Raw genomic sequence first — 26,983 nt, forward strand, 5'->3', positions numbered from 1 at the left:
AACCTGCAGAGGCTACCGCCCCCACGCTTCACACCGCCCGCAGCGCCTCGCGCAGGTCGTCGATCAGGTCGTCGGTGTCCTCGATGCCTGTGGAGATCCGCGCGAACCCGGGGGCCACCGGGTCACCCCAGCGGGCCCGCCGATCCACCGAGGTGTGCATGCCACCGAAGCTCGTCGCGGCGACCAGCAGCTCGCTACTTCGGACCAGCGAGTGGACGGCGTCGGCGTCGGCGAGCTCGACGGACACGATTCCGCCGAAGCGCCGCATCTGCATCGACGCGATCGCGTGCGAGGGGTCCTCGGGGAGCCCGGGATAGCGCACGGACCGCACGGCGGGATGGGAACGCAACAGCAGGGCCACCGCGGCCGCGTTCTGGCATTGCCGCTCGAACCGCAGGCCGGCGCTACCGAGACTGCGCAACACCAGCCAGGCTTCGAACGCGCCGAGGATCGGACCTGCGTGCAGGCGTTCCCGTGCGATGCGCTCCATCAACTCGGGATGGCTGCCCGCGACATAGCCGGCCAGGACGTCACTGTGCCCCGCGAGGGCCTTGGTGGCGCTGGCCACCACCAGGTCGGCACCCAGCGACAGGGGCTGCTGGCCGAGCGGGGTGGCGGTCGTGTTGTCGACGACCAGGGTGGTGCCCTGCGACCGGCACGTCATCGCCAGCCGGTGCAGGTCCACGACGTCCAGCCCGGGATTCGACGGCGTCTCGGCCAGCACGACGTCGGCATCGCGCGCCGCCGCGCACATCTCGGCGCACGTCGCCTCGACCACGGTGACGCCGCGGGTCGCCAGGAACTCCTCGGCATAGGCGCGCACCTGGTAGTACCCGTCGGCCGGGACCACCACGGTGCGGCCCGGCTCGGCCAGCACCCGCAGCACTGCTGTCAGAGCGGCCATCCCCGATGCGAAAGTCAATGCGGCCGAGGCTCCTTCGAGCGCAGCCAACGCCGATTCGAGTCGGCGCCATGTCGGGTTGGACCGACGGCCGTAGGTGTCGAGTTCGTCGTTCTCGTCGGCGGCGAGGTGGTAGGCCGACGCCGGCACCGGCGGAGGCGAGACGGGTTCACCCGGAACGCCATCGGAGGCAACAGCTTTGACGCTCCTGGTGGAATCGCCGTAGGTGCCCGCCATCGTCACTCCGGTTTGGTCGTACGACCGAGCAGAAGCGAGACCGCGTCGTCGACCGACAGCCCTTTGTGACAGACGCGGTGCACCGCCTCGGTCAACGGCATCTCCACGTCGTAGCTCGACGCCAGCGCGAGCACGGACTGGCACGAGGTCACGCCCTCGGCGACATGCCCGCCGGTCGCATCCAGCGCGGCCTGCATGGCGCCGCCCTTGCCCAGACGTTCGCCGAAGGATCGGTTCCGTGAGTGCGGCGACGTGCAGGTCGCCACCAGATCGCCGATCCCGGCGAGGCCGGCCAGCGTCGCGGGTTTGGCCCCCAACGCGATTCCGAGCCGCATGATCTCGGCGAGGCCGCGCGTGATGATCGCCGCGGCGGTGTTCTCGCCGAGACCGACACCGGCAGCCATGCCGCTGGCGAGCGCGATCACGTTCTTGCAGGCGCCTCCCACCTCGGCCCCGATCACGTCGGCGTTCGTATAGGGCCGGAAGTACCCGGTGGCCAGCGCCCGCTGCAGCGCGACGGCCCGGCCCGAGTCGCTGCAGGCGACGACGGTGGCCGCGGGTTGTTCCTCGCCGATCTCGCTGGCGAGGTTGGGGCCGGTGACCACCGCGATCCGGCCCGCGTCGGCACCGGTGACCTGGGCGATGACCTGACTCATCCGCATCAGCGAATCCAGCTCGATGCCTTTGGCCAGACTCACCAGCGAGGCGTCGGCGCCGAGGTGGTCCTTCCAGCCCGCCAGGTTCGTCCTCAATGTCTGCGACGGTACGGCGAGCAGGACGGTGCACGCACCGGCGAGGGCTTCGGCGGGATCGCTGGTCGCCCGGATGGACTCCGGCAGCGCGGCGTCGAGGTAGTCGGCATTGCGATGGGCGCGGTTGATCTCCTCGGCGAGCTCGGGCCGGCGGGCCCAGAGGGTGACGCTGTTGCCGGCGTCGGCCAATACCTTCGCCAGGGCCGTCCCCCACGCCCCCGCACCCATCACTGCCGCCATAACCACGGCTTCAGCGTAGCCGGGAATAATCGGCTGGCAGGATGGCGCTCGTGTGCGGCATGAGGAACAGCGCTCCGGACGCCGACATCGCACTGGTGATCGCGGTCAAACGGCTGACCGCGGCCAAGACGCGGTTGGCGCCGGTGTTTTCGGGGACCGTCCGGGAAGACGTGGTGCTGTCCATGCTGGTCGACACGATCACCGCCGCACTCGCGGTGCCCGCGCTGCAGTCGGTGCTGGTGGTCACCCCCGACGAGGTCGCGGCCGCCGCGGTGGGCCGGTTGGGCGCCACCGTACTCCAGGACCCGACCCCCGAGGGGCACCAGGACCCTCTCAACAACGCGCTGCGCGCCGCCGAAGCGGTGGCTCGCCGGAGTAGCCCCAATGTCGTTGTGCTGCAAGGTGATCTGCCCGCCCTCAAAGCCGGAGAACTCGCCGCGGCGATCGAGGATGCGCGGGCGCACCCCCGCAGCTTCGTCACCGACCGGCACGGGACCGGGACCGCGGCGCTCTTCGCCTTCGGCGTCGCCCTGGATCCGCGTTTCGGTGCGGACTCGGCGCGACGACACCGTGACTCCGGCGCAGCGGAGTTGACGGGCGACTGGCCGGGATTGCGTTCCGACATCGACACCCCCGACGACCTCGCCGCCGCGCGCGCACTGGGGGTCGGGCCGTCCACAGCGCGGGCCATCAGCCGTGCCGGATGAATTCTCGGTGCGTTGTCCTCTCGGTGGCATGAGCGACGACGGATAGGGAATCATCGAGACCATGACCGAAGCGCAGACCCGACAGGATCAGACGGTTCCCCCGGAGTCGGCGCTTCCGCCGGCGACCGTGGGGCCCGCGGATTCGGCACCCGAGGCGCCACCGGCGGCGACCTCCCCGGCTGTGGAAAACCCCCTTCCCGAGGACCGCTACCTCAACCGCGAGCTGAGCTGGCTCGACTTCAACGCCCGCGTGCTGGCCCTGGCCGCCGATCAGTCTCTGCCGCTGTTGGAGCGCGCGAAGTTCCTCGCGATCTTCGCGTCGAACCTCGACGAGTTCTACATGGTGCGGGTGGCCGGGCTGAAGCGGCGCGACGAGATGGGCCTGTCGGTGCGCTCGGCGGACGGCCTTTCCCCGCGCGAACAGCTGCGCCGGATCAGCGAGCGCACCCAGCAGATCGCGAGCAGGCACGCGCACGTGTTCCTCGACTCGGTGCGGCCCGCCCTGGCCGAAGAGGGCATCGTGATCGTCACGTGGGCCGAACTCGACGAAGCCGAACGCGGGCGGCTGTCGACGTATTTCCACGAGCAGGTGTTCCCGGTCTTGACGCCGCTGGCCGTCGACCCGGCACACCCCTTCCCGTTCGTGAGCGGCCTGAGCCTCAACCTGGCCATCACCGTCAAGCACCCCGACGACGGCGGACAGCACTTCGCGCGAATCAAGGTGCCCGACAACGTCGACCGCTTCGTCGAGCTGTCGGCGCGCGACGGCTCGCCGGGGGTCGTCCGCTTCCTCCCCATGGAGGAGCTCATCGCCGCATTCCTGCCGGTGCTGTTCCCCGGCCTGGAAGTGGTGGAACACCACGCCTTCCGGATCACCCGCAACGCCGACTTCGAGGTCGAGGAGGACCGCGACGAGGACCTGCTGCAGGCCCTGGAACGCGAGCTGGCCCGCCGCCGGTTCGGCTCGCCGGTACGACTCGAGGTCTCCGACGACATGACCGAGAGCATGTTGGAGCTGCTGCTGCGCGAACTCGACGTCGCCCCCGGCGACGTGGTGGAAGTCCCCGGGCTGCTGGACCTCTCATCCCTGTGGCAGGTCTACGGCGTGGACCGGCCGCTGCTGAAAGACCGGCCGTTCGTTCCCGCGACACCGTCGGCGTTCGGTGAGCGGGAGACGCCCAAGAGCATCTTCTCCGCGCTGCGCGACGGTGACGTGCTGGTGCACCATCCCTATGATTCGTTCTCCACGACGGTGCAGCGGTTCATCGAGCAGGCGGCCGCGGATCCCAACGTCCTGGCGATCAAGCAGACCCTGTATCGGACCTCGGGTGACTCGCCCATCGTCAACGCTCTGATCGACGCCGCTGAAGCGGGCAAGCAGGTCGTCGCCCTCGTCGAGATCAAGGCGAGGTTCGACGAACAGGCGAACATCAAGTGGGCGCGCGCACTCGAACAGGCCGGCGTCCACGTCGTTTACGGGCTCATCGGCCTGAAGACACATTGCAAGACATGTCTGGTGGTCCGCCGCGAGGGCTCGACGATCCGGCGGTACTGCCACATCGGCACGGGCAACTACAACCCCAAGACGGCGCGACTCTACGAGGACATCGGTCTGCTGACCGCTGCTCCCGACATCGGCGCGGACCTGACCGATCTGTTCAACTCCCTGACCGGATACTCCCGCAAGGAGTCCTACCGCAACCTGCTGGTCGCGCCGTACGGCGTGCGCCGGGGAATCATCGAGCGCATCGAGCGCGAGATCGCCGCCACCCGCGAGGGCGCCGACGGCCGGATCCGCCTGAAGGCCAACGCTTTGGTCGACGAGCAGGTCATCGACGCGCTCTACCGGGCGTCCCAGGCGGGCGTCCGGGTGGAGGTCGTGGTCCGCGGAATCTGCGCGCTTCGGCCCGGTGAACCGGGGTTCTCGGAGAACATCGTCGTGCGGTCGATCCTCGGGCGGTTCCTGGAGCATTCACGGATCATTCATTTCCGCGCCATCGACGAGTACTGGATCGGCAGCGCCGACATGATGCATCGTAATCTCGACCGGCGCGTGGAAGTGATGGCGCAGGTTAAGGATCCGCGGCTGACCGGGCAGCTCAACGACATCTTCGAATCCGCCGCCGACCCCAGCACGCGCTGTTGGGAACTCGGCGCCGACGGACACTGGACGGCGCGCCCCCAGGAGGGGCACACCGTCCGGGACCACCAGATGGCGCTGATGGAACGCCACCGGCATCCTTGACCGCGACGAGGCGCGTCACGGGGCCGGGCAGGAACCGACGAACCTTCCCCTCGCCCCTGTCGCACGCAGGAGTTGAGGTGCCGACGGAGAGAGAGCGGATGCAGCCGTGGTGAAGAAGTCGCCGATCCTGGCCGCCGGAGCGGTGCTGTGGCGCCCTGAGGGCGGTACCGGCGCACCGGAGGTCGCGATCATCCATCGCCCCCGCTACGACGACTGGTCTCTGCCCAAGGGGAAGGTGGACCCGGGTGAGACCGAACCGGTCACCGCGGTCCGGGAGATCGAGGAGGAGACCGGCTTTCGCGCGCATCTGGGCCGTCGCCTGCCGACCGTGTCCTACCCGGTGGAGCACGGCACGAAGAAGGTGCGGTACTGGGTGGGCCGGGCCGTCGGCGGCGAGTTCTCCCCCAACGACGAGGTCGATGAACTGAAGTGGTTGCCGCCCGCGCAGGCGATGGGTGAGTTGGCCTACCCGCACGACCGCAAGGTGCTCCGCCGCTTCCTCAAGCATCCCGCGGACACCAAGACAGTCCTGATCGTGCGGCACGGCACTGCCGGCGACAAGAAGCGGTACCGGGGCGATGATCGAAAACGCCCTCTGGACAAGCACGGACGCGCCCAGGCCGAGTCACTGGTCGGCCAGCTGCTCGCATTCGGCGCCGGGGAACTCTTCGCCGCCGACAGGGTTCGGTGCCGTCAGACGCTGGACCCGCTGGCCGAAGAGCTGGGTGCGACGATCGCCGCGGAGCCCGCGCTGACCGAGGAGGCCTACGCCGACGACCACAAGGCGACACGCGAGCGCATCCTGCAGATCGCCCAGAGCGCGCGGACACCGGTGATCTGCACCCAGGGCAAGGTGATTCCGGGACTCATCGAATGGTGGTGTGACCGCGACGGTGTACGTCCCGACAAGTCACGCAACCGCAAAGGCAGCACCTGGGTGCTGTCGCTGTCGGACGGCCGACTCATCGCCGCCGACCATCTCAGCAGCGCGCTGCCTCCGAAGAAGTGACGCCGCAATTGAATACAAAACAGCACAGGCGGCTGGTGCCGGCCCCGGCCTGACCACGACACGAAGACGCCGCGGACCCCGAAGGGATCCGCGGCGTTTCCGTTGCGAAAGGACTACTTGCGTCCGCGCTTGGCGGGCGCCTTCTTGGCGGGGGCCTTCTTGGCCGGAGCCGCCTTCTTGGCCGGAGCTGCCTTGGTGGCGGCCTTCTTGGCCGGAGCCTTCTTGGCCGGAGCCGCCTTCTTGGCAGGGGCGGCCTTCTTGGCCGGAGCCTTCTTGGCCGGAGCCGCCTTCTTGGCGGGCGCAGCCTTCTTCGCCGGTGCCGACTTCTTGGCCGGAGCAGCCTTGGTGGCCGCCTTCTTGGCCGGAGCCTTCTTCGCCGGTGCCGCCTTCTTGGCCGGGGCCGCCTTCTTGGCCGGAGCCTTCTTGGCGGCCTTACGGGCGGTGCTCGCCGCCGCGACGCCGCGCTTGACCGCGGGACCGTCCGCCGGAAGCTTCTGCGCGCCAGACACAACAGCCTTGAACTGAGCGCCGGGACGGAACGCGGGCACGGAGGTCGGCTTGACCTTCACCGTCTCGCCAGTGCGCGGATTGCGGGCCACTCGTGCCGCGCGACGACGCTGCTCGAACACCCCGAAGCCGGTGATGGTGACGCTCTCACCCTTGTGCACCGCGCGGACGATGGTGTCGACGACGTTCTCCACCGCCGCAGTCGCTTGCCGACGATCCGAGCCCAATTTCTCCGTGAGTACGTCGATGAGCTCTGCTTTGTTCATGCAAAACCTCCGAAACCAGTGGCCCTCTTTGGACCGACTAGTGGACACGGTAAACCCATTTGCTGCTGATTTCCAAGAGCCACGCGCATTTTCAGGCCAGCTCAGCGAACTTTTTTCAATCCGCTTGGCCCCCTTACCCTCCTGCGGCGGCCTCCGAAAAGGGGGTTGAAGGCGCGGGATTTCAGCGTTTCGAACCGCGGATCACGCGGGCAGCGTGCGTGGTTTCCACACCGGGCGACGGTCCTCGTAGTCCTGGATTTCGTCGAGTTTGCGCAGCGTAAGGCCTATATCGTCGAGTCCCTCGAGCAGCCGCCACGCGGTGTAGTCGTCAATGTTGAACGGCACCATCATCGTTCCGGCGGTGATCGACCGATCTTGAAGATTGACAGTGATTTCCGTACCCGGATGCTGCTCGATCAACTTCCACAACAATTCCACATCATCTTGCGAAACTTCGGCCGCCAGTAGACCGGCCTTGCCGGCGTTGCCGCGGAAGATATCGGCGAAACGGGGCGAGATCACTACACGGAATCCGAAATCCATCAGCGCCCAGACCGCATGCTCGCGCGACGAGCCGGTGCCGAAATCGGGGCCGGCGACCAACACCGAACCCTTGTCGAAGGGGGCCAGATTCAGGATGAACGACGGGTCGTTGCGCCAGGCGGCGAACAGGCCGTCCTCGAATCCCGTTCGTGTGACTCGCTTCAGGTAGACCGCCGGGATGATCTGGTCGGTGTCGACATTCGACCGGCGCAGCGGCACACCGATCCCGGTGTGGGTCGTGAAGGCTTCCATCTCAGTCTCCTATCGGGTTTCAGCGGACCGGTTCGGCGACCAGATCGGCCGGCGACGAGAGCGTGCCGCGCACTGCGGTCGCGGCCGCGACGGCCGGGGAGACCAAATGCGTTCGGCCACCCTTGCCTTGCCTGCCCTCGAAATTGCGGTTCGACGTCGAGGCACACCGCTCCCCCGGCGCCAGCTGGTCTGGATTCATTCCAAGACACATCGAGCAGCCCGCCTGCCGCCACTCTGCGCCTGCGGCAGAGAAGATCTCGCCCAGCCCCTCGGCTTCGGCCTGGGCGCGCACCCGCATCGAGCCCGGCACCACCAGCATCCGGACGTTGTCGGCGACCTTCCGGCCGCGGAGCACGTCGGCGACGACCCGCAGATCCTCGATGCGGCCGTTGGTGCACGAGCCCACGAAGACGGTGTCGACGGGAATCTCTCGCATCGGTGTTCCGGCCCGAAGGTCCATATAGGCCAGTGCTTTCTCCGCGGCGGACCGCTCGGCCTCGTCGAACATCATCTCGGGATCGGGCACCGAGTCGCCGAGGGCCACACCCTGCCCCGGGTTGGTCCCCCATGTCACGAAGGGGCTCAGCGTCGACGCGTCGATGTAGACCTCGGTGTCGAATTGGGCGCCCTCGTCGGTGCGTAGCTCGCGCCACGCGGCGACCGCCGCGTCCCAGTCGGCGCCCTGCGGCGCGTGCGGACGTCCACGCAGGAATTCGAAGGTGGTCTCGTCGGGCGCGACCATGCCTGCCCGCGCACCCGCTTCGATGCTCATGTTGCAGACCGTCATCCGGCCTTCCATCGACAGCGATTCGATGGCGCTGCCGCGATATTCGATCACGTGCCCCTGTCCGCCGCCGGTGCCGATCTTGGCGATCACGGCCAGGATGATGTCCTTGGCGCTGACGCCCGGCGGCAGCTCACCGTCGACGTTGACCGCCATGGTCTTGAACGGCCGCAGCGGCAGGGTCTGGGTGGCGAGCACGTGCTCGACCTCCGACGTGCCGATACCCATTGCCAGCGCGCCGAACGCGCCGTGGGTGGACGTGTGGCTGTCGCCGCACACGACCGTCGTTCCGGGCTGCGTCAGACCCAGCTGCGGGCCGATGATGTGGACGATGCCCTGCTCGGCGTCACCCATCGGGTGCAGCCTGATGCCGAATTCCTCGCAGTTGCGGCGCAGTGTTTCCACCTGGGTGCGCGAGACCGGGTCCGCGATCGGCTTGTCGATGTCGACGGTGGGGACGTTGTGGTCCTCGGTGGCGATCGTCAGATCGGGCCTGCGCACCGGGCGTCCGGCCAGCCGCAGACCGTCGAAAGCCTGTGGGCTGGTGACCTCGTGGACGAGGTGGAGGTCGATGTAGATCAGATCCGGCTCGCGCGCGGCACCCTCTCCGGCTCCGGGAACGACCACGTGGTCGCTCCAGACCTTCTCGGCGAGAGTGCGGGGCTGAGTCGCATTGGCCATCTTGACTGTCTCACAATCTGGGAAGCTAATATCTCCTTGTGAGACAGGATAGCGGCATCGGCGTTCTGGACAAAGCGGTCACCGTGTTGCACGCGGTGGCCGAGTCACCGTGCGGCCTCGCCGATCTCTGCGAGCGCACCAGCCTCCCCCGCGCGACGGCCCACCGCCTCGCTGTCGGGCTGGAGGCGCACCGACTGCTCGCCCGGGACAACGACGGTCAGTGGCGCCTCGGGCCCGCACTGACCGAACTCGCCGGGCAGGTCCGGGACCCGCTCCTGTCCGCGGGCGCCGTGGTCCTGCCCCGGCTGCGGGAGCTCACGGGCGAGAGCGTCCAGCTCTACCGCAGGGAGGGCACCTCACGGGTCTGCGTGGCGGCCCTGGAACCACCTGCCGGACTTCGCGATACCGTCCCGATCGGAACACGTCTGCCGATGACCGCGGGCTCCGGTGCCAAAGTGCTGCTGGCCTACGCCGACCCCGGAACCCAGCAGGCGGTGCTGCCCGCCGCGGCATTCACCGACCGGACACTGGCCGAGGTACGCAAGCGTGGATGGGCGCAGAGCGCCGCGGAGCGCGAGCCCGGCGTGGCGAGCGTCTCGGCACCGGTGCGCGACGGCCGTGGAGCAGTGATCGCCGCCGTGTCGGTGTCGGGCCCGATCGACCGGATGGGCAGACGGCCCGGGGCGCGCTGGGCGGCCGACCTCGTCGCTGCGGCCGACGCGTTGACGCGCCGGCTCTGAGGCCGGCCACCCGCGTCGCCCGGCCTGAGAGGCGACCAGAAAAAACTCCGGACAGAAAAAACTCCGGACCTCGTCGAGGCCCGGAGTGTGATGTGTACCCCCGATGGGATTCGAACCCACGCTACCGCCGTGAGAGGGCGGCGTCCTAGGCCGCTAGACGACGGGGGCTAGAACATGTGCCGGTTGGAAAGCATAGCTCAGGAGAGAATGCTGACCTAATCGCCGGCGTTGGCTGGGGTACCAGGACTCGAACCTAGAATGGCTGAACCAGAATCAGCTGTGTTGCCAATTACACCATACCCCATTGGCAGCTTGTAACCGCTGGTCACAAGCCTTTTTCGACCCTATGCGCCTCGGTGGTCCCGCTGCGCGACAACTCGTGGGCCGACGAGCAGACTACCAAAGATTTCAGGCCGGTTTTTCACGCCTCCACCGTCGCGGCCGCCGCGGCGTGATCGCGTCCGGCCCGTAGCCGCTCCAGGCTGCGGTCGCGGCCGAGGAGTTCCAGCGATTCGAACAGCGGCGGGCTCACCGACGAGCCGGTCGCCGCGACGCGCACGGGTCCGAATGCCTTTCGCGGCTTCAGTTCCAGACCGTCGATGAGCGCCGCCTTGAGCGCCTCCTCGATCGGGGCGGTCTCCCATGGCGACAGCGCCTCCAGGGCGCCCAGCGCGGCCGTCAGCACCGGAACCGCGTCCGCCTTCAACTCCTTGTTCGCCGACTTCTCGTCGAGGGTGAACGCCGAGTCGTCGAGGAACTTGAGCAGATCCCACGCGTCGCCGAGCACGACGATGCGTGTCTGCACCAGGGCGGCGGCCTCGGCGAATCGCGCGTCGTCCAAACCGGTGCGGTGACCGTGGACGGCGAAGTACTCCGCAAGGCGCCGGGTGAATTCCGCAGGCTCGAGCAGCCGGATGTGCTCGGCGTTGAGGGCGTCGGCCTTCTTCTGGTCGAAGCGCGCGGGATTGGAGTTGACGTCGACGACGTCGAACGCCGCGACCATCTCGTCGAGTCCGAACACGTCGCGGTCGTCGGCGATCGACCAACCGAGGAGAGCGAGGTAGTTCAGCAGGCCCTCGGGGATGAAGCCGCGCTCGCGGTGCAGGAACAGATTCGACTGGGGATCCCGTTTGGAGAGCTTCTTGTTGCCCTCACCGAGCACGGGGGGAAGGTGTGCGAACTGCGGTGTCATATCCGTCACACCGATGCGGATCAACGCCGCGTAGAGCGCGAGCTGCCGCGGCGTGGAGGGCAGCAGGTCTTCGCCGCGCAGCACGTGGGTGATCTTCATCAACGCGTCGTCGACGGGATTGACCAAGGTGTACAACGGATCTCCGGTACCCCGCGTCAGCGCGAAATCGGGCACCGAACCGGCCGGGAAAGTGGTCTCGCCGCGAACCAGGTCGACCCATGTCAGGTCGGTGTCCGGCATCCGCAGGCGCACCACCGGCGCGCGGCCTTCGGCACGGAACGCCTCGCGCTGGGCCTCGGTGAGGTCGCGGTCGTAGTTGTCGTATCCGAGCTTGGGATTCCGGCCGGCGGCCACATGGCGGGCTTCGACTTCGTCGGCGGTCGAGAACGCCTCGTAGGCCTCCCCCGCGGCGAGGAGACGCTCGATCACGTCGAGGTAGATGTCACGTCGCAGCGACTGGCGGTAGGGCCCGTAGGGCCCGCCGATCTCGGGGCCCTCGTCCCAGTCCATCCCCAGCCAGCGCAGCGCGTCGAGCAGCGCGAGGTAGCTCTCCTCGCTGTCGCGCTGGGCGTCGGTGTCCTCGATCCGGAAGACGAACGACCCGCCCGTGTGTCGCGCATAGGCCCAGTTGAACAGCGCCGTCCGGATCAACCCGACGTGCGGCGTGCCGGTCGGCGAGGGACAGAACCTGACGCGCACACCTGAATCGCTCACGACTGTCCCTTTCGCACAACGGGATTGGTCAGTGTGCCGATGCCCTCGACGCTGATGCTCACGCTGTCGCCGTGCTCGAGCGGGCCCACCCCCTCCGGGGTCCCGGTCAGGATCAGGTCACCGGGCAGAAGCGTCATCACCGCCGAGATCCACTCGATGATCGCGCCGATGTCGTGGATCATCAGCGATGTCCGGCTGCGCTGCTTGACCTCTCCGTTGACCTCCGTGCGGATTTCGAGATCCGTGGGGTCGACGTCGGTGACGATCCACGGCCCCACCGGACAGAAGGTGTCGTGGCCCTTGGCCCGCATCCACTGGCCGTCCTTCTTCTGTTGATCGCGCGCCGACACGTCGTTGGCGATCGTGTAGCCCAGGATGTTCTCGGCGGCGCGGGAGGCGGGGACGTCCTTGCAGGGTCGGCCGATGACGGCGGCCAGCTCCCCTTCGAAATGCACGGGATGAGCGTCGGCGGGAAGTTGGATCGGGATGTCGGGACCGATGATCGCGGTGTTGGGCTTGAGGAAGATGATCGGATCCTCGAACGTGCCGCCGCCCATCTCCTCGATGTGCGCGGCGTAGTTCTTGCCCATGCAGACGACCTTGCTCGCCAGGATCGGTGCGAGCAGCCTCACATCGGCCAGGGGCCACTGCCGGCCCGTGAACGTCGGGGTGCCGAACGGGTGCTCGGCGATCTCGCGGACCACCGCCTCGTCCGGTTTGTCGGAGGGACCCTCGACGGAGACGAAGGCCACTCCGTCGGGGCTGGCGATACGACCGAGACGCATGACGTCAGCCTAGTGCCCGCCGCGGCGCCGACCTCGACCGCGGCGGCGACCGCGACAGCGTCTCACAAAATGGGATTGAAATTCACTCTGTGGGACGGCTGTGCCACGATGGCGGCATGCCCAGGACCGAGATCAGTGCGGCACGGCGGTGGTCGATGCTGGTCATCGGTCTTCTGGCGACGCTGTGCGCCAACGTGTTCATCAACGGCGTAGCCTTCCTGATCCCCACCCTGCACAACGAGCGCGGCCTCGACCTGGCCGGCGCCGGGCTGATGTCGGCGCTGCCGAGCCTCGGGATGGTGGTCACGCTGATCGCCTGGGGTTATGTGGTGGATCGCGTCGGCGAACGCGCCGTGCTGACCCTCGGCTCGGCGCTGACCGCGGTCGCCGCGTTCGCCGCGGCGGCCTCGGATTCGCTTCTGACGACCGGGGTGTTCCTGTTCCTGGGCGGCATGGCGGCCGCGAGCAGCAACACCGCCAGTGGACGACTGGTGGTCGGGTGGTTCGACGCGGAGAAGCGTGGCCTGGTGATGGGGATCCGTCAGACGGCCCAGCCGCTGGGGGTCGGCCTCGGGGCGTTGGTGATTCCACGCCTGGCCGAATCCCACAGTGTGGCAGCGGCGCTGCTGTTCCCCGCCGTCGTGTGCGCGGCGTCGGCCCTGCTGTGCGTCCTCGCCGTGGTCGACCCGCCACGCCCGCCCCGCGCCGAAGCCGACGAGACCGCGCTGGCCAATCCGTACCGGGGCTCGTCCATGCTGTGGCGGATCCACCTGACCTCGGTACTGCTCGTCGTTCCGCAGGTCGTCGTGTGGACCTTCACCCTGGTGTGGCTGATCACCGACCGCGGATGGTCACCGGGCTCGGCGGGCATCCTCGTGATGGTCGCGCAGATCTTCGGCGCCGCAGGGCGTATCGCCGCCGGACGGTGGTCGGACACGTTCGTCCGACGCACCGGCGACGTGGTCGCGTCGCGGCTGCGGCCCATCCGTCTCATCGCCGTGGCCGCCGCGACGGCGATGGCGCTGCTGGCGGTGTCCGACTGGCTGGACTCACCGGCGAGCGTCGCCGTGATGATCGCGGCATCGGTGATCACGGTGTCCGACAACGGGTTGGCCTTCACGTTGATCGCCGAGTACGCCGGGCCCTTCTGGAGTGGGCGCGCGATGGGCACCCAGAACACCAGCCAGCTGTTCGCCCAGGGGGTGATGCCGCCGCTGTTCGGAGGGTTGATCGCAATCGCCGGTTTCCCGGCGGCGTTCGCCGTCTGCGCACTGTTCCCGCTCCTGGCGATACCCGCGGTGCCCCTGCGCGTCGAATCGAATCGCCGAGGGACATCGTGAGATCGGCGTACCGCCGCGACGGCGCTCCGGTCAGCCGACACCGGAACGCATCCGCGATCCCCGGCGCGGCACTTCCATCAATGCCGCCACCAGGAAGCATAGCGCACCGAGAAACGTGCCCAGATTGGCCAGCGGCTCGTCGACGGTGATCCCGCCCCCGCGGACGAATGCCGCGACCGCCGACACCCCGAACGCGATACAGCCGACCAGGTTCACCGCTCCGGCCTGCCAGTCCCTCGACCGGAGTTCCAGAACCCCGCTCACGGCCGCGATCGCCGCCATCGCCAGTGCGCCGCTGACGAGGAACAACGCCGATCCGGTCGCATCAGGGGCCCACACGTAGCGGCGCTCCTCGGCCACGGCATGCGCCCACACCGCAGCGCCCGTACTGACGTTGAACAGCAGAGTGCCGGCGAACTGCGTTGCCGCCGCCCACCATTCACCGTGGCGCCGTCGATCCGACAGCGACAGCTGCATCCACGCCGCGGTGGTGAAGAACCACGATCCGACGAAGCACAGCGCATTCGCAGGCCCGGCACCCAGCGCGGGAGCCACCCCGGGCGCGGTGGCCAGCGCGAAGAACACCGACCCGACCGCGAACAGCAGGCACTGCCGGCCGAGAGTGGCGAACCCGGCGATGGTTACAGCTTCCCGAGAATCCGTTCCGCCACCTGCGTGGTGGACAGCGTCTCGGTTCCGCGGGTGGCCAGATGCTCGGCGACCGCCTTGTCCACCCGGGTCGCGGCATCGACTTCGGCCATATGGGCCAGCAACAGGGACACGGACATGATCGCAGCCGTCGGATCCGCGATGCCCTGCCCGGCGATGTCCGGCGCGCTGCCGTGCACGGGCTCGAACATCGACGGGTTGGCCAGCGTGGCGTCGATGTTGCCGCTGGCGGCCAGACCGATACCGCCGCAGACCGCGGCGGCGAGATCGGTGATGATGTCGCCGAACAGGTTGTCGGTGACGATGACGTCGAAACGACCCGGGTCGGTGACCATGTGGATCGTGGCCGCATCCACGTGCTGGTAGGCGACCTCGACCTCGGGATACTCGGCGGCCACGGTCTGCACCGTGCGCCACCACAGCGATCCGGCGTTGGTCAGCACATTGTTCTTGTGCACCAACGTCAGATGCTTGCGCCGCTGCTGTGCTCGCCCGAAGGCGTCCTGCACCACCCGTCGCACACCGTAGGCGGTGTTCACGCTCACCTCGGTCGCGATCTCGTGCGGCGTGCCGACGCGGATCGCGCCGCCGTTACCCGTGTACGGGCCCTCGGTGCCTTCGCGCACCACGACGAAGTCGATCTCGGGGTTACCGGCCAACGGACTCTGCACGCCCGGGTACAGCCGGCCCGGTCGCAGGTTGATGTGATGGTCGAGTTCGAAGCGGATGCGCAGCAGCAGGCCGCGCTCCAGGACGCCGCTGGGCATCGACGGGTCGCCGATCGCACCGAGCAGGATCGCGTCGTGGCCCTTGAGCTCGTCGAGCACCGAGTCGGGCAGCACCTCGCCCGTCCTGTGGTACAGCCGCGCACCGAGGTCGTATTCGGTCTTCTCCACGCCGGGCATCACGGCGTCGAGCACCTTGAGCGCTTCGCCGATGACTTCGGGTCCGATGCCGTCGCCGGCCACCACCGCGAGTCTCATGTCAGATCAACCACTTCCAGTGTCACAGCGGCGACGTCTCTGCCGATCGCGGCGAGCACGTCCTGGGGTACCTCGCGGTCGAGCCGCAGCATGATCGTCGCGCCCTGACCGTCGGCGTCCTGGCTGAGCTGCGCGGCAAGGATGTTCACCGACGCGCCCCCGAGCAGGGTGCCGATCTTGCCGAGCGCACCGGGCTGGTCGTCGTAGTTGATGATCAGGTTCACGCCCTCGGCACGCAGATCGAGGTTGCGCCCGTTGACCTGGACGATCTTCTCGACGAGCTGCGGACCGGACAGCGTTCCCGAGACGTTGACCGTCGAGCCGTCGGCGGCCACCGCGCGGACGTCGACCACGCTGCGGTGATTCGGGCTCTCGCTCTCCGCGTCGATCGAGGCCTCGACACCGCGCTCGGCGGCCAGCGCCGGGGCGTTGACGAAGGTCACCTGGTCTTCGATGACGGCCGAGAACAGGCCGCGCAGCGCCGAGAGGCGCAACACCCCGACATCCTCGGAGGCGAGCTCACCGCGCACCTGGACGCACAGCTTCGTGGGCAGTTCGGCCGACAGCGCCCCGGCGAGCAGACCCAGCTTGCGCACCAGGTCCAGCCACGGCGCGACCTCCTCGCCGACGGTGCCTCCGCCGACGTTGACGGCGTCGGGCACGAATTCCCCGGCCAGCGCGAGCTTCACGCTGGCGGCGACGTCGGTGCCGGCCCGGTCCTGCGCCTCGGCGGTGGACGCGCCGAGATGCGGGGTGACCACCACCTGCGGCAACTCGAAGAGCGGGCTGTCGGTGCACGGCTCGGTGGAGAAGACGTCCAGGCCGGCGCCCCGCACGTGGCCGCTGGTGATCGCGTCGGCGAGCGCGGCCTCGTCGATCAGGCCACCGCGCGCGGCGTTGACGATGATGACGCCCGGCTTCATCTTGGCCAGCGCCTCCGTGCCGATCAGCCCGGTGGTCTCCTTGGTCTTGGGCAGGTGCACCGAGATGAAGTCGGCGCGGCCGAGCAGCTCGTCGAGGGTCAGCAGCTCGATGCCGAGCTGAGCGGCCCGCGCCTGGGATACATACGGGTCGTAGGCGGTGATGTGGGCGCCGAAGGCGGCGAGGCGCTGTGCCACCAACTGGCCGATGCGGCCGAGGCCGACGACGCCGACCGTCTTGCCGAAGATCTCCGTGCCCGAGAACGACGACCGCTTCCAGGTGTGTTCGCGCAGCGTGGCGTCGGCGGCCGGGATCTGACGGGCGGCCGACAGCAGCAGCGCCAAGGCATGCTCGGCGGCGCTGTGGATGTTCGACGTCGGCGCGTTGACCACCAGGACGCCCCGGGCCGTCGCGGCGTCGACGTCGACGTTGTCCAGGCCGACACCGGCCCTGGCCACGATCTTCAGTTTCGGCGCGGCGGCGAGGACCTCGGCGTCGACCGTGGTCGCGGACCGTACGAGCAGCGCATCGGCGTCGACCACGGCGGCCAGCAGCTTCTCACGGTCGGGCCCGTCCACCCAGCGGACCTCGACCTGGTCCCCCAGGGCCTCCACCGTCGATTGGGCCAGCTTGTCGGCGATCAGTACAACAGGAAGACTCACGAGGCCTCAGCCTAATGGGCTCTAATGTCCGGGTGGAATTGACGGTCGTCGGGAGCGGGCCCAACGGGTTGGCCGCCGCTGTGATCTGCGCACGAGCAGGCGTGTCGGTGCGGGTCATCGAAACGCAGGACACCCCGGGCGGCGGTGCGCGCACGCTGCCCGATCCCGAGTTCGGCGGGGTGTCGCACGACATCTGCTCGGCGGTCCACCCGCTGGCGCTGGCCTCGCCGTTCTTCGCCGAGTTCGACCTGCGGGCCCGCGGCGTCCAGCTCATCGTGCCCGACGTGTCCTACGGCAACCCGCTGCCGGGCCGGCCCGCCGCGATCGGCTACCGCGACATCGAGCGCACCTGCGCCGAACTCGACGACGGCGCCTCGTGGCGTCGGCTGCTCGGACCGCTGGCGGCCGACTGCGACGGCGTGGTCGGGTTGATCCTGGGCGACAAGCGCTCGATCCCGCCGAGCATCCCCGCCGCGCTGCGCGTCGCCCCGCGACTGCTGGCCCAGGGCACCCCGGCGTGGCGCACCCTGATCGGCGAGGACGCCCGCGCGCTGTTCACCGGCGTTGCCGCACATACTATTTCGCAGATGCCGTCGCTGGTCGCCTCGGGTGCGGGCCTGATGCTCTCGACGCTGGGCCACGCGGTCGGGTGGCCGATCCCGGTCGGGGGTTCGCAGGCGATTCCCGACGCGCTGCTGGCCGACCTGCGGGCCCACGGCGGAGAACTCGTGCTCGGCGAGGAGGTCACCAGCCCGCCTTCGGGAGTGGTGCTCTACGACACGGCGCCGACCGCGCTGCTCGACATCTACGGCGACCGTCTGCCCGCGAGCTACGCCCGACGGCTGCAGCGGTACCGCTACGGCCCGGGCGTCGCGAAGGTCGACTTCGTGCTCACCGGCGAGATCCCCTGGCGCGACCCGCGTCTGGCCGACGCACCGACGCTTCACCTCGGCGGCGATCGGACCACGATGGCGCGGGCAGAGAAGGAGATCGCCCAGGGCAGGCATGCGCCGTGGCCGATGGTGCTCGCGGCGTTGCCCCACCTCGCGGACCCGGGCCGGATCGACGCCCAGGGCAGGCGTCCGCTGTGGACCTACGCGCACGTTCCCGCAGGCTCCACCGTCGACATGGCCGACGCCGTCATCGAGGTGTTCGAACGCTTCGCACCCGGCTTCCGCGACGTGGTGGCCGGGGTGCGCAGTGTCCCGGCCGCCCGCCTGGCCGACCACAACGCCAACCTGGTCGGCGGTGACATCGGCGTCGGCGGCAACAACATGTTCAGCGCGCTCACCGGTCCGACCCTGCGGTGGAATCCGTGGTCCACGCCGATTCCGAAGGCCTACCTGTGCTCGTCGGCGACACCCCCCGGCGGCGGCGTCCACGGGATGGCCGGCTACTACGCCGCGCGCACCGTGCTGCGCCGGGAGTTCGGCATCGAGGAAGTGCCCTCGCTCTCCCCGTGATTTCGGTGTCATCGGTCAACGTCAGAGTGACCATTGACACCGAAATCACTCGGGAAGGCCGCGCGGGAGCGTGCGCATCCCGGTACGGATCGCCAGGTAGATGAACGTCGACGTCACCAGGAAGACCGGCCAGCCCATGGCGATCCGCGCGATCGCCAGCATGCCCTCCTGGTCGGTGTCGTACAGGTAGAACTGCACCGCGAAGCGGGTGGCCGAAACCACCGCCATCATCAGCGTCACGAGGTCAAAGGCCATCCGCACCCTGCGGGTCCGGCGCCACGTGTCGTCGCGGCCGGTCATCCAGGCCCACACCACGCCGATGAGGGGGCGGCCCACCACGACGCTGCCGGTGAACAGCACCGCCATGGCCAGATACATCCAGATGCCGGGCAGGTAGAAATCCTTGGCCTGACCGGTGACGAGCGCGAAGCCGGCGCCGACCGCGATCCCGGCGAACCCGAACAGCGCAGGCCGCGTCGACTCCCGGCGCACCAGCTGCCACGCCAGCACGACCGCACCGGCCGACACCGCGGCGATCAGCGCCGGGGTCAGCCCCGCGACGGCGTTGAGGGCGGCGAACAGCGTCACCGGCAAGCCTGTGTAGACGAGCCCGCGAACTCCGCCTGCGCGGGCCAGCAGAGCGGCGGCCGGCGTCGATGTGCCCGTCATGAGCACCGAGGGTACCGAAACGCCGAACTGGGATTCCCGGTCGTGATCTGGAACAGATCAACGACCGGGAATCCCAGTTCGGCGCAAAGGGTAGAAAGTGTTACGCGGTTTCGGTGATGGGGCGGTCGACCCAGCTCATCAGGTCGCGCAGCTTCTTGCCGGTGACCTCGATCGGGTGCTCGGCATTCTGCTTGCGCAGGCCTTCGAGCTCCTTGTTGCCACCCTCGACGTTGGCAACGAGGCGCTTGACGAAGGTGCCGTCCTGGATGTCCTTGAGGATGTCCTGCATCCGCTTCTTTGTGTCGGCGTCGATCACCCGCGGTCCGGACAGGTATCCGCCGAACTCCGCGGTGTCGGACACCGAGTAGTTCATCCGCGCGATGCCGCCCTCGTACATCAGGTCGACGATCAGCTTGAGCTCGTGCAGCACCTCGAAGTAGGCCAGTTCGGGGGCGTAGCCCGCCTCGACCATCACGTCGAAACCGGTCTTGACCAGTTCCTCGGTGCCACCGCACAGGACGGCCTGCTCACCGAACAGGTCGGTCTCGGTCTCGTCCTTGAAGGTGGTCTTGATGACGCCGGCGCGCGCGCCGCCGATGCCCTTGGCGTAGGACAGCACCAGCGCCAGGCCCTCACCCTTGGGGTCCTGCTCGACGGCGACGAGGCACGGCACACCCTTGCCGTCGACGAACTGCCGGCGAACCAGGTGACCCGGCCCCTTCGGGGCGACCATGCCGACGGTGACGTTCGCCGGCGGCTTGACCAGACCGAAGTGGATGTTCAGACCGTGGCCGAAGAACAGCGCGTCCCCGTCATTGAGGTTGGGCTCGATGTCGTTGGTGAAGATGTCGGCCTGCGCGGTGTCGGGGGCGAGCACCATGATCACGTCCGCCCACTTGGCGACCTCGGCGGGAGTGTCGACCTCCAGGCCCTGCTCGGTGACCTTCTCGCGGGACTTCGAGCCCTCCTTGAGGCCGACCTTCACCTGCACGCCGGAATCGCGCAGGCTCAGCGAATGCGCATGCCCCTGGCTGCCGTAGCCGATGACGCCGACCTTGCGGCCCTGGATGACCGACAGGTCCGCGTCGTCGTCATAGAACATCTCAACTGCCATCTTCGTGAATCTTCTTTCTGTACTTGGCTTCTCGGGTTACTACTTGGTGCTGATACCGCGAGGACCGCGGGACAGCGACACCACACCGGACTGGACGATCTCTCGGACCCCGTAGGGCTCGAGCACCCGCAGCAGCGCTTCGATCTTCTCAGGCGTGCCTGTGGCCTCCACCGTCAGCGACTCATTGGACACGTCGACGACCTTGGCGCGGAACAGGTTGACCGCCTCGATGACCTGACTGCGGGTCGTGGCATCGGTGCGGACCTTGATCAGCGCGAGCTCACGGGAGACGGAGTTCGCCTCGTCCTGCTCGACGATCTTGATCACGTTGATCAGCTTGTTGAGCTGCTTGGTGATCTGCTCCAGCGGTGACTCCTCGACGTCGACCACGATGGTCATGCGCGAGAGGTCCTTGTGCTCAGTGGCGCCGACGGCCAGCGACTGGATGTTGTAGCCGCGGCGGGAGAACAGCGACGCCACACGGGCCAGGACGCCGGGCTTGTCCTCGACGAGCACCGACAGCGTGTGCGTGGTGGGCATTATGCGTGTCCCTCTTCGTTGTCGAACAGCGGACGGATCCCGCGGGCCGCCTGGATCTCATCATTGCTGGTGCCTGCGGCCACCATCGGCCACACCTGGGCGTCGGCGCCCACCACGAACTCGATGACCACGGGCCGGTCGTTGATCTCGCGCGCCTGCGCGATCACGCCTTCCACGTCTTCGGCACGCTCGCAACGCAATCCGACGCACCCCAGCGCCTCGGACAGCTTCACGAAATCCGGGATGCGGCGGGTGTGCGTGGCCAGATCGGTCTGGCTGTACCGCTGCTCGTAGAACAGCGTCTGCCACTGCCGCACCATGCCGAGGTTGCCGTTGTTGATCAGCGCGACCTTGATCGGCACGCCCTCGATCGCACACGTCGCCAGTTCCTGGTTGGTCATCTGGAAGCAGCCGTCGCCGTCGATGGCCCACACCTCGGCCTCGGGACGGCCCATCTTCGCGCCCATGGCGGCCGGAACGGCGAAGCCCATGGTGCCCAGACCACCGGAGTTGAGCCACGTCTTGGGCTTCTCGTAGGAGATGAACTGCGCCGCCCACATCTGGTGCTGACCCACGCCGGCCACGTACACCGCGTCCGGGCCGGCCATCTTGCCCAGCGTCTCGATCACGTATTCCGGGCTCAGGCTGCCGTCGCTCTGCGGGCCGTAGCTCAGGGGGTACGTCGACTGGATCCCGTCCAGGTACTCCCACCAGGCGTCCATCTCGATCGCGCCGACCGAGGCCGCGCGCAGCGCGTCGATCAGGTCGGTGATCACGTTCTTGACGTCGCCCACGATCGGCACGTCGGCGTGCCGGTTCTTGCCGATCTCGGCGGGGTCGATGTCGGCGTGAATCACCTTCGCATCGGGGGCGAACGAATCCAGCTTGCCCGTCACGCGGTCGTCGAACCGGGTGCCCAGCGCGATCAGCAGGTCGCTGCGCTGCAGTGCGGCGACCGCGGCCACGGTGCCGTGCATCCCGGGCATGCCCAGGTTCTGCCGGTGGCTGTCCGGGAACGCGCCGCGCGCCATCAGCGTGGTCACCACCGGGATACCGGTCAGCTCGGCCAATTCCAGCAGCTGCTCGGAGGCCTCACCGCGGATGATGCCGCCGCCGACGTAGAGGACGGGCTTGCGCGCCTCGGCGATCAGCTTGGCGGCCTCGCGGATCTGCCGGTTGTGCGGCTTGGTGTTCGGCTTGTAGCCCGGCAGCTCGAACTGCGGCGGCCACGCGAATGTGCAGTCGCCCTGCAGCACGTCCTTGGGGATGTCGACGAGCACCGGACCCGGCCGGCCGCTGGCGGCGATGTGGAAGGCCTCGGCGATGACGCGGGCGATGTCGTCGCCGTTGCGCACCAGGAAGTTGTGCTTGGTGACCGGCATGGTGATGCCCGAGATGTCGGCTTCCTGGAACGCGTCGGTGCCGATGAGGCTCCGTCCGACCTGGCCGGTGATCGCCACCATCGGGATCGAGTCCATGTAGGCGTCGGCCAGCGGGGTCACCAGGTTGGTCGCGCCGGGACCCGAGGTGGCCATGCACACCCCCACGCGTCCGGTGGCGTGCGCGTAGCCGCTGGCGGCGTGGCCACCGCCCTGCTCGTGGCGCACCAGGACGTGACGCAGCTTCTGCGAGTCGTACAGCGGGTCGTAGACCGGCAGCACGGCACCTCCGGGGATACCGAAGATGACGTCGACACCGAGCTCCTCGAGGGAGCGGATGACCGCCTGCGCTCCGGTGAGCTGGTGCGGGGCAACGCTATTGGCGGTGTTGGGCTGCGCCGGGGCTATCGCGGAGTTGTGCTTCGCGGCAGCCGCAGACCCGTTTGTCGGGGTCGCCGACTGTTCGGGCGGTCGCTTCGTGGGTGCGCTCACGGTGTCCTCTGGTCTTTCTCTACTCGGCTGATCTTCTCAAATCGGTGCTGGGGCAACAAAAAACCCCCGTCAGCCCGGTGGCTGAGCGAGGGTTGCGCGTCGATGCGGTTTTGCTATGCCCGAATCAGGGCCAGCGCGGCATCAACGCGCAACCCAATTACTACGAGCAAGGTCTGCATAGCAGACGACGGTAGCCGCCCTACTGCTCAAAGGTCAAATCTGCGCCCCACAGACGCGTGCGCCGCGCGCACGTGAGTGATGCGGAACGCGCGCCGGTGCGATGATGGCGAGATGCGCACCCCTTCGGCCCAGGAGTCGTCGCCTGTCGTCATCAAGATCTCGCCGATGGCACACGTGGCCGTCGGCTTCCTGACCATCGCCCTGATGGCGGTGGTGTTCGCCGGGCCGGCGTGGTTCGTCGTGTTCTTCCTGATCCCGGTCGCGATCTCGGTGCTGATCGTCCGCTACCGGACCATCGCCGACCGGGACACCGTCACCGCACGCTCCCTGTTCGGACGCCAGACGGTGCGGTGGGACGACATCGCCGGCCTGAGGTTCGGTCGCGGGGCATGGGCGGTGGCGCAACGACGCGACGGCGGCGAACTGACCCTGCCCGCGGTGACGTTCTCCACGCTGCCGTCCCTGACCGCAGCCAGCGGCGGACGGGTGCCCAACCCGTACGAGTGACGTCCGCCGGGGTCGCTGAGGGGCGCGTCAGGCCAGGGGGTTCGCGCCGTTGAGCAAGACCCAGATGGCCACGCCTGCTCCGACACCGAGGAGCAACGCGGCGAACGAGCCGACGAAGGGCCTGCGGGACCAGCCGCGGCCGGCGTCCAGACCGTACTTGCCGGGGCCGATCAGAATGATCGCCGCGACGGCGACGACCAGGACGAGCTGGTATTCGTGGCCGTCGGTGAGGAACGCCGACAGCCGGGCCTCGTCGCGGGCGATCGAGGCCTCCGCCAGCACCGCGGTGACCAGGTAACCCAGGGCACCCGCCGCCGCGATCGGGGTGAACAGGCCGAGGACGAGCAGGACGCCGGCCGCGATCTGACCGCCGGCGGCGACATAGGTCAGGATGTCGGCGTTGCGGAACCCGACATCGGTGAGCTGGTCGCGGAAGCCACCGAGTCCGGGGCCGCCCCACCAGCCGAAGATCTTCTGCAGGCCGTGCCCGATCAGCAGTGCGCCGACGGCGACGCGGAGCAGGAGCAGCCCCAGGTCCTGGGTTCCGCGGCGATCGTCGCGGCGGTCCGGATCGACGCCGACCTCCGTCCGCGCCGCGGCCGACCCGTAGGCACCCGGGGCCAGGCCCGTGGCGGGCTGCACGTAGGGCAGCGGCTCGGGATCGTTGAGGAGGAACGGCTGCGGGTCGGACGGTTTGGCCGAGTCGTAACGAGGAATCGCGGTGGTCTCGAAATCTCCGCTGTAGTTCGCCGACGGAAGGTCGTCCTCGGGGTCGACGAGGCTCGCCGACGCGGGCCGGCCAGCCGAATCGTCGGGCCGCTGCCAGGGGCGTGGGTCAAGGGGACTCGTCACGACAGCCAGGGTAAGTGCAAGTCCAGCCCTTGCCGGGAATTGGCGCGGCGCGTTGAGCACGTCTTTTCCCGCAGTTGCGCTGGTCGCGGCCGGGAGCGCGTGGCGGGCACTCGTCGGCGATCCGTAACCTGGCGTGCATGAGCGAGCGTGGGTCGTCGAAGGCTTTCGTCGCGCTGCTGTGCGCGGCGCTGCTTGCCGGTGCCGGCTGCGCCCGGTTCGACTCGGCGCAGTCGCAGCCCTTCACCACCGAACCGCAGCTCGCGCCGGGACCGACCTCGACCCCGCCTCCCCCGCCTCCGTTGCCGGCCAAGCCGTTTCCGAAGGAGTGCCCGGCGCCGGGGGTCATGCAGGGCTGTCTGGAGAGCACCAGCGGCCTGATCATGCTGCCCGACAGCCAGTCCGCGCTAGTGGCCGAACGCACCACCGGCGCGGTGAAACAGGTGTCGGTGCGTGCCGAGCCGATCCAGAAGATGGTGATCCCGGTCGATCCCAGCGGCGACGGCGGCCTGATGGACATCGTCCTGTCCCCGACCTACATGCAGGACCGGTTGATGTACGCCTACATCAGCACCCCGTCGGACAACCGGGTGGTGCGTATCGCCGAAGGCGATCCGCCCAAGCCGATCCTGACCGGTATCCCGAAGGGGGCCACGGGGAACACCGGTTCGCTGGTCTTCACGAGTCCCACCACGCTGGTCGTCCAGACCGGCGATGCCGGCAGCCCGGCCCAGGCCGCCGACCCCGGTTCGCTGGCGGGCAAGCTGCTGCGGATCGAGCAGCCGACGACGGTCAATCAGGCGCCCACGACGACGGCGCTGTCCGGCCTGGGGCCGGGCGGGGGCATGTGCATCGACCCCGCCGACGAGTCGCTCTACGTCACCGACCGGACGCCGACGGCCGACCGGTTGCAGCGGATCACCAAGGATTCGCGGGTCTCGACCGTGTGGACGTGGCCGGACCGGCCCGGGGTCGCCGGTTGCGCGGCGCTCGACGGCACCGTGCTGGTGAACCTCGTCAACACCAAGCAGACCGTCGCGGTGCGCATGGCGCCCGAAACCGGTGCGGTGACCGGCGATCCGGAGGTGGTCCGCCAGGACCAGCACGGGCACGCCTGGGCGCTCCAGGTCTCCGCCGACGGCAACGTGTGGGGTGGGACGGTCAACAAGACCTCCGGTGACGCCATGAAGCTCGACGACGTGGTGTTCCCGCTGTTCCCGCAGGGTGGCGGCTTCCCGCGCACCAACGCCGACAACACCTGAGCCCGGGCGGCTGACGGCCTCAGCTGGGTCCGGACCCCGGCAGGCGCAGCATCAGCCGGGTCCCGCCCTGCGGGCTGACCTCCAACGACGCTGTCCCACCGTGGATCTCGGCCTGCTGCGCCACGAGCGCCAGCCCCAGCCCGGAGCCCGACCTCGACGCGGTCGTACCGCGATGGAAGCGGCGGAACACCGCCGTGCGCTCATCTTCGGGAACGCCGGAACCGTTGTCGTCGACGGCGATCTCCACGCCCTCGTGCGAGCTGACGACACTCAGGCGGATCTGCGTCGCCCCACCGTGTTTGACCGCGTTGGCGATCGCGTTGTCGATCACGAGGCGCAGGCCCGCCGGCATCCCGAGCATCAGCACCGTCGTCGACGACGCCAGGGAGACGTCGAGCCCCGGGTAGTGGTGCATCGCGTCGTGGGCGGCGCGGTCGAGGAGTTCGGCGACGTCCACCGGGACGAAGTCGTCGACAGTGGTCAACTCGCCCTGCGCCAACCGCTCCAGTGCGGTGAGCGTGGCCTCGATCCGCGACTGCGTCCGGATGACGTCGCCGATGACCTCCATCCGCTGCTCGGGTCCGAGGTCGAGCGTGGAGAGCACCTCCAGATTGGTGCGCATCGCCGTCAGCGGGGTGCGCAGTTCGTGCGAGGCGACGGCGGCGAAGTCGCGCGCCGATTCCAGTGCGGCTCTGGTGCGTTGCTGCTCGTCGCCGATGCGCGCCAGCATGCCCTCGACGGCCTCGGAGATCTCCACCGCCTCCCAGACACCGCGGACCTGCACCTCGTCGGGGTTCGACTGGGCGTTGATGGCCCGGGCCTGCTGGGCGAGTAGCCGGAACGGGTTGACCATGATCAGCGCGATGACCCAGCCCACGAGCATCGTCGTGAGGATCACGCTGGAGCAGATCCAGAAGACGCGCCAGTGCAGCGAATCGATGCGGGCCTGGGTCTCGGCCAGCGGCGCGCCGAGCGCGATCGAGGCGTTGCCGGTCTTGATGGTGCGCACCCGGTACTCCACGCCGTCGATGGTGGCGTCGGCGTAACCGCTGTCGAGGGCGGGCAGCACGATGTCGGCGGGGCTGGACACCGTGGCGCCGGCGAAGCGAGCCGTCCGCACCAGCCCGCCCTCGGTGGGCTCGGGGCCGACTCCTTCCTGCGCGCTGCGCAGCAGGGTGTTCACGTCACCGAAGCTCGACAGCGAGTCCAGTCGCCGGTCCAGCTGGTCGTACTGATCGTTGGTGACGCCCACCCACACCCACACGCCGAGGGTCAGGACCAGGATCGTCACACCCAGCTGGGAGAGGATGACGATGGAGCGAAGCGACAGCCACCGCAGCGGATGTTGCAGGACCCGGAAGACCAGGTCTTGGACTCGTCTTCTCAAATCAGGCTTTC

Annotated in this window: 24 protein-coding genes and 2 tRNA genes; 8 read left to right on the plus strand and 18 right to left on the minus strand. The window is 68.7% G+C overall.

The window, feature by feature from the left end:
- Positions 1-28: 28 nt before the first annotated feature.
- Both FHR72_RS14665 and FHR72_RS14670 read right to left on the minus strand, forming a co-directional pair.
- Positions 29-1,138 (minus strand): cystathionine gamma-lyase, encoded by a 1,110-nt coding sequence (locus FHR72_RS14665; RefSeq protein WP_183469225.1) that lies wholly within the window; start codon positions 1,136-1,138, stop codon positions 29-31.
- Between the two features lie 2 nt (positions 1,139-1,140).
- Positions 1,141-2,136 (minus strand): NAD(P)H-dependent glycerol-3-phosphate dehydrogenase, encoded by a 996-nt coding sequence (locus tag FHR72_RS14670; RefSeq protein WP_183469227.1) that lies wholly within the window; start codon positions 2,134-2,136, stop codon positions 1,141-1,143.
- 53 nt (positions 2,137-2,189) lie between these two features.
- On the opposite strand from FHR72_RS14670, the gene cofC reads away from it, so the two are divergent.
- The 3 genes from cofC to mutT1 all read left to right on the plus strand — a co-directional run bounded on the left by cofC (position 2,190) and on the right by mutT1 (position 6,091).
- On the plus strand, positions 2,190-2,837 hold the full coding sequence (gene cofC / locus FHR72_RS14675) for a 2-phospho-L-lactate guanylyltransferase (protein WP_183469229.1): 648 nt from the start codon (positions 2,190-2,192) through the stop codon (positions 2,835-2,837).
- Between the two features lie 61 nt (positions 2,838-2,898).
- The gene (locus tag FHR72_RS14680; RefSeq protein ID WP_183469231.1) at positions 2,899-5,082 is read left to right on the plus strand and encodes an RNA degradosome polyphosphate kinase; all 2,184 of its coding nucleotides are present in this window, start codon (positions 2,899-2,901) and stop codon (positions 5,080-5,082) included.
- A 106-nt stretch (positions 5,083-5,188) separates the two neighbouring features.
- Positions 5,189-6,091: an 8-oxo-(d)GTP phosphatase MutT1 gene (gene mutT1, locus FHR72_RS14685; protein ID WP_183469233.1), complete on the plus strand. Its 903-nt coding sequence runs from the start codon at positions 5,189-5,191 to the stop codon at positions 6,089-6,091.
- Positions 6,092-6,204: 113 nt separating this feature from the next.
- Here mutT1 and FHR72_RS14690 read toward each other — a convergent pair whose 3' ends face one another.
- From FHR72_RS14690 to leuC, 3 genes are all read right to left on the minus strand, one after another.
- The gene (locus FHR72_RS14690; RefSeq protein WP_183469235.1) at positions 6,205-6,864 is read right to left on the minus strand and encodes an HU family DNA-binding protein; all 660 of its coding nucleotides are present in this window, start codon (positions 6,862-6,864) and stop codon (positions 6,205-6,207) included.
- A 201-nt stretch (positions 6,865-7,065) separates the two neighbouring features.
- The gene (leuD, locus tag FHR72_RS14695; RefSeq protein WP_183469237.1) at positions 7,066-7,659 is read right to left on the minus strand and encodes a 3-isopropylmalate dehydratase small subunit; all 594 of its coding nucleotides are present in this window, start codon (positions 7,657-7,659) and stop codon (positions 7,066-7,068) included.
- Between the two features lie 19 nt (positions 7,660-7,678).
- Positions 7,679-9,124, minus strand: a complete 1,446-nt coding sequence (leuC, locus tag FHR72_RS14700) for a 3-isopropylmalate dehydratase large subunit (protein ID WP_183469239.1) — start codon at positions 9,122-9,124, stop codon at positions 7,679-7,681.
- Between the two features lie 38 nt (positions 9,125-9,162).
- On the opposite strand from leuC, the gene FHR72_RS14705 reads away from it, so the two are divergent.
- Positions 9,163-9,864 carry an IclR family transcriptional regulator gene (locus tag FHR72_RS14705; RefSeq protein ID WP_183469241.1) on the plus strand — a complete coding sequence of 234 codons (702 nt, stop codon included), beginning with the start codon at positions 9,163-9,165 and terminating at the stop codon, positions 9,862-9,864.
- 95 nt (positions 9,865-9,959) lie between these two features.
- Here FHR72_RS14705 and FHR72_RS14710 read toward each other — a convergent pair.
- The 4 genes from FHR72_RS14710 to FHR72_RS14725 form a co-directional block, all read right to left on the minus strand.
- Positions 9,960-10,032: transfer RNA gene (locus tag FHR72_RS14710), tRNA-Glu, on the minus strand.
- Positions 10,033-10,093: 61 nt separating this feature from the next.
- Positions 10,094-10,168, minus strand: a tRNA-Gln gene (locus FHR72_RS14715).
- 117 nt (positions 10,169-10,285) lie between these two features.
- On the minus strand, positions 10,286-11,770 hold the full coding sequence (gene gltX / locus FHR72_RS14720; protein ID WP_183469243.1) for a glutamate--tRNA ligase: 1,485 nt from the start codon (positions 11,768-11,770) through the stop codon (positions 10,286-10,288).
- Entirely contained in the window at positions 11,767-12,555 is a 789-nt protein-coding gene (locus tag FHR72_RS14725; protein ID WP_183469245.1) for a fumarylacetoacetate hydrolase family protein, read from the minus strand. The genes gltX and FHR72_RS14725 overlap by 4 nt, the downstream gene beginning before the upstream one ends.
- A gap of 116 nt (positions 12,556-12,671) precedes the next feature.
- Between FHR72_RS14725 and FHR72_RS14730 the strand changes: the two genes are divergently transcribed.
- Positions 12,672-13,895, plus strand: a complete 1,224-nt coding sequence (locus tag FHR72_RS14730) for an MFS transporter (protein ID WP_183469247.1) — start codon at positions 12,672-12,674, stop codon at positions 13,893-13,895.
- Positions 13,896-13,925: 30 nt separating this feature from the next.
- Here the strand turns inward: FHR72_RS14730 and FHR72_RS14735 are convergent, their stop codons facing one another.
- From FHR72_RS14735 to serA, 3 genes are read right to left on the minus strand one after another with little or no spacing between them, the layout of a single operon-like run.
- Positions 13,926-14,480 (minus strand): YrhK family protein, encoded by a 555-nt coding sequence (locus FHR72_RS14735; protein ID WP_311736144.1) that lies wholly within the window; start codon positions 14,478-14,480, stop codon positions 13,926-13,928.
- Positions 14,481-14,536: 56 nt separating this feature from the next.
- A complete protein-coding gene (locus tag FHR72_RS14740; protein ID WP_183469249.1) occupies positions 14,537-15,547 on the minus strand; it encodes a 3-isopropylmalate dehydrogenase in 1,011 nt (336 codons plus the stop codon).
- Entirely contained in the window at positions 15,544-17,130 is a 1,587-nt protein-coding gene (gene serA / locus FHR72_RS14745) for a phosphoglycerate dehydrogenase (RefSeq protein ID WP_183469251.1), read from the minus strand. The genes FHR72_RS14740 and serA overlap by 4 nt, the downstream gene beginning before the upstream one ends.
- 32 nt (positions 17,131-17,162) lie before the next feature.
- On the opposite strand from serA, the gene FHR72_RS14750 reads away from it, so the two are divergent.
- A complete protein-coding gene (locus FHR72_RS14750; RefSeq protein WP_183469253.1) occupies positions 17,163-18,593 on the plus strand; it encodes a phytoene desaturase family protein in 1,431 nt (476 codons plus the stop codon).
- 45 nt (positions 18,594-18,638) lie between these two features.
- On the opposite strand, the gene FHR72_RS14755 is transcribed toward FHR72_RS14750, so the two are convergent.
- The 4 genes from FHR72_RS14755 to FHR72_RS14770 form a co-directional block, all read right to left on the minus strand.
- Positions 18,639-19,262 carry a DUF3159 domain-containing protein gene (locus FHR72_RS14755; protein WP_183469255.1) on the minus strand — a complete coding sequence of 208 codons (624 nt, stop codon included), beginning with the start codon at positions 19,260-19,262 and terminating at the stop codon, positions 18,639-18,641.
- Between the two features lie 100 nt (positions 19,263-19,362).
- The gene (gene ilvC / locus FHR72_RS14760; RefSeq protein ID WP_183469657.1) at positions 19,363-20,364 is read right to left on the minus strand and encodes a ketol-acid reductoisomerase; all 1,002 of its coding nucleotides are present in this window, start codon (positions 20,362-20,364) and stop codon (positions 19,363-19,365) included.
- A gap of 51 nt (positions 20,365-20,415) precedes the next feature.
- Positions 20,416-20,916 carry an acetolactate synthase small subunit gene (gene ilvN / locus FHR72_RS14765; protein ID WP_183469264.1) on the minus strand — a complete coding sequence of 167 codons (501 nt, stop codon included), beginning with the start codon at positions 20,914-20,916 and terminating at the stop codon, positions 20,416-20,418.
- On the minus strand, positions 20,916-22,787 hold the full coding sequence (locus tag FHR72_RS14770) for an acetolactate synthase large subunit (protein ID WP_183469266.1): 1,872 nt from the start codon (positions 22,785-22,787) through the stop codon (positions 20,916-20,918). Before FHR72_RS14770 ends, ilvN begins: the two co-directional genes overlap by 1 nt.
- 291 nt (positions 22,788-23,078) lie before the next feature.
- Between FHR72_RS14770 and FHR72_RS14775 the strand changes: the two genes are divergently transcribed.
- Positions 23,079-23,474 (plus strand): PH domain-containing protein, encoded by a 396-nt coding sequence (locus tag FHR72_RS14775; protein WP_183469268.1) that lies wholly within the window; start codon positions 23,079-23,081, stop codon positions 23,472-23,474.
- Positions 23,475-23,501: 27 nt separating this feature from the next.
- Here FHR72_RS14775 and FHR72_RS14780 read toward each other — a convergent pair whose 3' ends face one another.
- Complete coding sequence (locus FHR72_RS14780; RefSeq protein WP_311736145.1) at positions 23,502-24,326, minus strand: DoxX family protein; 825 nt, start codon at positions 24,324-24,326, stop codon at positions 23,502-23,504.
- Between the two features lie 137 nt (positions 24,327-24,463).
- On the opposite strand from FHR72_RS14780, the gene FHR72_RS14785 reads away from it, so the two are divergent.
- On the plus strand, positions 24,464-25,585 hold the full coding sequence (locus FHR72_RS14785; RefSeq protein ID WP_183469272.1) for a PQQ-dependent sugar dehydrogenase: 1,122 nt from the start codon (positions 24,464-24,466) through the stop codon (positions 25,583-25,585).
- 19 nt (positions 25,586-25,604) lie between these two features.
- Here the strand turns inward: FHR72_RS14785 and FHR72_RS14790 are convergent, their stop codons facing one another.
- Positions 25,605-26,972, minus strand: a complete 1,368-nt coding sequence (locus FHR72_RS14790) for a sensor histidine kinase (RefSeq protein ID WP_260156044.1) — start codon at positions 26,970-26,972, stop codon at positions 25,605-25,607.
- Between the last annotated feature and the right edge of the window lie 11 nt (positions 26,973-26,983).

Origin of the sequence: Mycolicibacterium iranicum (assembly GCF_014190915.1) — a bacterium.
Lineage (GTDB): Bacteria > Actinomycetota > Actinomycetes > Mycobacteriales > Mycobacteriaceae > Mycobacterium > Mycobacterium iranicum_B.

What these genes read in the sequence shown, in the direction of transcription:
- FHR72_RS14665 (WP_183469225.1), bottom strand. Translation starts at nt 1,138, where the DNA reads ATGGCGGGCACCTACGGCGATTCCACCAGGAGCGTCAAAGCTGTTGCC.
- cofC (WP_183469229.1), top strand. Translation starts at nt 2,190, where the DNA reads ATGAGGAACAGCGCTCCGGACGCCGACATCGCACTGGTGATCGCGGTC.
- FHR72_RS14680 (WP_183469231.1), top strand. Translation starts at nt 2,899, where the DNA reads ATGACCGAAGCGCAGACCCGACAGGATCAGACGGTTCCCCCGGAGTCG.
- FHR72_RS14690 (WP_183469235.1), bottom strand. Translation starts at nt 6,864, where the DNA reads ATGAACAAAGCAGAGCTCATCGACGTACTCACGGAGAAATTGGGCTCG.
- leuD (WP_183469237.1), bottom strand. Translation starts at nt 7,659, where the DNA reads ATGGAAGCCTTCACGACCCACACCGGGATCGGTGTGCCGCTGCGCCGG.
- leuC (WP_183469239.1), bottom strand. Translation starts at nt 9,124, where the DNA reads ATGGCCAATGCGACTCAGCCCCGCACTCTCGCCGAGAAGGTCTGGAGC.
- FHR72_RS14725 (WP_183469245.1), bottom strand. Translation starts at nt 12,555, where the DNA reads ATGCGTCTCGGTCGTATCGCCAGCCCCGACGGAGTGGCCTTCGTCTCC.
- FHR72_RS14730 (WP_183469247.1), top strand. Translation starts at nt 12,672, where the DNA reads ATGCCCAGGACCGAGATCAGTGCGGCACGGCGGTGGTCGATGCTGGTC.
- FHR72_RS14740 (WP_183469249.1), bottom strand. Translation starts at nt 15,547, where the DNA reads ATGAGACTCGCGGTGGTGGCCGGCGACGGCATCGGACCCGAAGTCATC.
- FHR72_RS14755 (WP_183469255.1), bottom strand. Translation starts at nt 19,262, where the DNA reads ATGACGGGCACATCGACGCCGGCCGCCGCTCTGCTGGCCCGCGCAGGC.
- ilvC (WP_183469657.1), bottom strand. Translation starts at nt 20,364, where the DNA reads ATGTTCTATGACGACGACGCGGACCTGTCGGTCATCCAGGGCCGCAAG.
- ilvN (WP_183469264.1), bottom strand. Translation starts at nt 20,916, where the DNA reads ATGCCCACCACGCACACGCTGTCGGTGCTCGTCGAGGACAAGCCCGGC.
- FHR72_RS14775 (WP_183469268.1), top strand. Translation starts at nt 23,079, where the DNA reads ATGCGCACCCCTTCGGCCCAGGAGTCGTCGCCTGTCGTCATCAAGATC.
- FHR72_RS14785 (WP_183469272.1), top strand. Translation starts at nt 24,464, where the DNA reads ATGAGCGAGCGTGGGTCGTCGAAGGCTTTCGTCGCGCTGCTGTGCGCG.